Raw genomic sequence first — 2,280 nt, 5'->3', positions numbered from 1 at the left:
CACCGATCCGATTCGGTATCGCCGCCCCAATCCTGACGGTCAGTTCTCCGGTAACATCCTTGGTGAGGCAATGCGACCACCGAACGTCGAGGCCGAGCTGAACCTGCGACAGCTTCATATCGATGGTTAGGCAGCGACGGCATTCCCACAGCTTCACAATTGACTTCTTCTGCACATTGGAGGCTCGATGAGCGACGATAAAGTCACCCGTCTGCGGGCCCATAACAACAACATCAGCCGATATCGGCGGCTGCTTGGGACCAATCTTTCGGACCTTGAGCGCGGGTTTATCGAAAGGCGCTTGAACGAGGAAAGGTTGGCTGTGCAAAGCTTGACCAATTCTCCAGTTTCGACTTGTCGCTTGGACTGGAGCGGCCCGCCAGCGTGAACCGACGGTTGTCGGGCGCCTCCGCACGTTGTTACACTCGTAACTCTCAGATCATGGCTCTGCCGCCCGGCGCAGGGTAAACCGTTGGCACATACCGAAGGGTGATCTGATGAAGAAAGACGACGTGACCTGCCCAAAATGTGGGGCAGGCTTCCGCAGGATCGAGCTGTCATCCGAGAAGGGCGAGCCAGGCGAATATCGCTGCCCCGCTTGCGGTACATCGCTGGAGACTTTCAACGGCGACAGCTCGGTCGCTTACCGTTTGACGATCCAGCCGTCCATCAGAGCCTTCAAGGATTAGAGCGTTTTCGAGCGAAGTGGATGCCGGTTCGCGTGAAGAAAACGCGTCAAAACTAAAATCTAGCGCCCCTCGGGGCAGGAACGAAAAACCCGGCAGGTGCGGCTGCCGGGTCATTCGCAAATATGATCAGGTAATACGATGCGGCAATTAAATGCCGAAGCGTGTAACAAGGGAATGAAATTCGAGTCAGTAGGAATGCGGAGACCCCGCTGGTGCACACAGGCGTGCACCGGTGCGAACACCAGCGACCCGAGCGCCGTCTTGAAGGAAGCCCGCCATTTGCGACGGGCTCAAGGCTAGGGAGGCGCGTTTGAGGACGCCACTTCAGTCTACAGCGATTCGCGCTTGTATCGTGTGTTGCAGTTTACACACCCTGCGATGAGGCCAAGGCGCTACAGAGGCCGAACGGCGTGCTGACGACGGTCATGCGCGGCGCCGATAAGGAAGACAAGATCGCTGCATGAAAACCTGCCACCGACGGCCCCGGGAAAGCCGCACCGCAAGCTCTCGAGATTGCCTACGCGATCGAGCCGTCACACAAACGCGCCTTACGCGAATTTAAGCCACAGAAGGCCGCGCCCGAGGCGCGAGCGTCCTATATCCATGATCAGAGGAACGCTCAGAGGGTGTCCTAGCCCGATGAGTGAAAGGAAAAGATCGTGTTGATTCTTGAAGGAGTCGCGTTCGCTGTGGGTGTGCTGATGGTTGCCGTGGCAGCGTACTTGACGGCCATCGAACACATCAGAAAGGCGAAGCGGCCACAGTAAGGTTCGTTTCAGGCGCCCTCGTAGAGACCTTGCCGCAATGAACCGGTCGCTTTTTGTTTTTGCCAAGTGAAGAACGAGGCACCTGCGTGCAAGCTTCTCAAAATTCTGCAGTGGCTTGGCACAATTTGCACTCACATCCCGGCACCGGTTGTGCTTCGTTTGACGTGCGATCTCTCGCTGATCATCTCAGCCCCCTAGCCCAATGGTCGGTTGAGAGGGAGCGACGCCCCGGCGCGATCCCCACGATCCGCCGGGGCACACACTTCCGCCGGCCACATCAGGATGCAGGCTGAAAAGACGCGGATGAGGTTGCGAAGTCGCTCTTCGCACTCCTCCTCTCTTAGCTGCGTCTCGATCAAACCGGCAGCAGTTTCAAGCCTCGATAATCAGCCTACCTGCTTTAGCCAGTGACGATGCGAGTCCATCCGCCTAGATAGGCCAGAGTTGTTGTCGCTTGCGAAGCCTGAACCAAGATCAAGTCGATGAAGACAAACCTTCATCGAGATTGCATCGAGGTTCGCTCCTCAAATGTCGCTCGATACATGCCTCTTGGACATTTTAAATCACGATGGAGGTAGCCCATGTCGATTGTGCAATTTACTCGTTTCAAAACCGACAAGGCCGACGAAATGGCCCAGATTGCCAAGCGGGCGAAGAAGATTTTTGAAAAACACGGTGCCGAATTTCTTCGGCTGTCCCGTTTCCACACTGGCGTGTGGGCAGGAGAATGGCTGGTTACGACGCGCTACTGAAATGGACCCGCGGAGCGGGACCGCTTGAACCGGTTTGTTAGTTGGAAACTGACCGCTCCTGATCCCTTTCTA

At 56.4% G+C, this 2,280-nt stretch carries 3 protein-coding genes; 2 read left to right on the top strand and 1 reads right to left on the bottom strand.

Going from position 1 to position 2,280, the window contains the following annotated elements; translation table 11 throughout:
* A partial coding sequence (locus AAFX91_RS40925; RefSeq protein WP_394570266.1) for a hypothetical protein occupies positions 1-328 on the bottom strand: 328 nt, incomplete at its 3' end.
* A 169-nt stretch (positions 329-497) separates the two neighbouring features.
* Between AAFX91_RS40925 and AAFX91_RS40920 the strand changes: the two genes are divergently transcribed.
* Positions 498-689 (top strand): hypothetical protein, encoded by a 192-nt coding sequence (locus AAFX91_RS40920; protein ID WP_130582949.1) that lies wholly within the window; start codon positions 498-500, stop codon positions 687-689.
* A gap of 1,348 nt (positions 690-2,037) precedes the next feature.
* The gene (locus tag AAFX91_RS40915; RefSeq protein ID WP_394570265.1) at positions 2,038-2,208 is read left to right on the top strand and encodes a hypothetical protein; all 171 of its coding nucleotides are present in this window, start codon (positions 2,038-2,040) and stop codon (positions 2,206-2,208) included.
* The last annotated feature ends 72 nt before the right edge of the window (positions 2,209-2,280 follow it).

Origin of the sequence: Bradyrhizobium sp. 31Argb, assembly GCF_043638955.1 — a bacterium.
In the GTDB taxonomy this organism is placed as follows: domain Bacteria; phylum Pseudomonadota; class Alphaproteobacteria; order Rhizobiales; family Xanthobacteraceae; genus Bradyrhizobium.
This window is presented reverse-complemented; position numbering and strand designations above follow the sequence as displayed.

What these genes read in the sequence shown, in the direction of transcription:
- AAFX91_RS40920 (WP_130582949.1), top strand. Translation starts at nt 498, where the DNA reads ATGAAGAAAGACGACGTGACCTGCCCAAAATGTGGGGCAGGCTTCCGC.
- AAFX91_RS40915 (WP_394570265.1), top strand. Translation starts at nt 2,038, where the DNA reads ATGTCGATTGTGCAATTTACTCGTTTCAAAACCGACAAGGCCGACGAA.